This is a genomic window from Aliterella sp. E5.1 (assembly GCF_057473825.1).
The window spans coordinates 1-1294 of sequence record NZ_JBYCCV010000395.1 but is presented as its reverse complement, the minus strand read 5'-3'; the positions used below and the strand labels follow the sequence as shown (position 1 = coordinate 1294).

The 1294-nt window shown below is 42.8% G+C and carries 1 pseudogene; it reads right to left on the bottom strand.

What is annotated here, in order from left to right:
* A pseudogene (locus AC2VE5_RS27620) lies at nucleotides 1-1294 on the bottom strand (eIF2A-related protein); the annotation flags it as partial.

Genomic DNA, 1294 nt, shown 5'->3' with positions numbered 1-1294 from the left:
ATCAGGACTAAAAGCAACGCCAGTAATTCCCCCAAAGGTTTCGGCAAATACACAGCGATCGAGTTCAGCTTGGGTAAAGTTGAATTGATGCAGCGTTACGTTAGGTAAATAAGCTTGGCGGACAGCTAAGTGAGAATAGTCAGTAGCATCGCCTAAATCGATTTGCAGATGCCAGTACAAGTTAAGCAAGTTTCCGGCAACATACCCATTTTGATAAGCAGCATTAGCCCGCAAAATCTGCAAAAGCCCGTCGAGATGGGCTTTAAGTCGCTGCTTATTTTCAAAAGAAATTTTAAGTGCTGCGGTTACAGGTTGCAAAATTAGCCGAATTTGTGCTTCTCGGATATAGTCTTTAGCGGAAGCTCTAATTAAGACGTGGCTATTAAGTAGCTGCAATTCGTGGCGAGATATTTCGGTATAAAACTGTTTGACTAAGCCCTCGGTTACATACTCCATGACGACAGGTTGCTGAGTGCAACCAAGAGCATTAATTTCAATTAGCGATCGCTTTTGCAAAGATTCCAGCACTTCCATTAGTTCGCGCTGGGGGATTTTGGGAATGATGTCTGCGTGTAATTCTTGTAGCGTTACTCGTTCGCGGGCAATTGCCAACCACCGCATTACTTGCTTTTCTAAGTAAGACAAGCGATTAAATTGTTGTTCGAGTAAGTCCCAAATATCGCCAAAAACAATTGTTCCTTGACTAAAAAAGTCTCTAATACTTCCCCCAAACAAAGACTTAATTGTGGCGGCGGCAATTTTGAGCGCTAAAGGATTGCCGCAAGTGCGATCGCTTAATTCCTTTGCTTCGTCTTCAATAGGCGTTAAACCAACAGATGTAAGGATTATTTGCCCAGTTTCTCCAGCAAGTCCAGCAATAGAGAGCGACTTTACCGGGAGTATTTCACCTTCTCTAGCCGACAAACCAATGGGTTTTTCGCGACTGGTTAATACCAGGCAACTTTGGTGACGCTCATCAGCGATGCGTCTAATTAGTTGTCCGTAACCTTCATAGCCTTGACGATAGTTTCCTCCCCGTTCGCCACTTTGCAAGATTGTCTCAGCGTTGTCAAGAACTAATAGACAGCGCGAGGAATTGAGGTATTTGATTAATAAAGAAATTTGCTCGTCAATATTTCCAAGCGGTTTTTCACCTTCTTTTTGTTGGGAAACAAATAAAATCAAGTCGGATAGCAACTTCTCAATTGGTGGTGCATTCCGCAAACTCCGCCAAATCACAAATTTAAAATCTGCTTTTACTTGTTCTGCAACTTTCACCGCTAAAGCCGTTTTC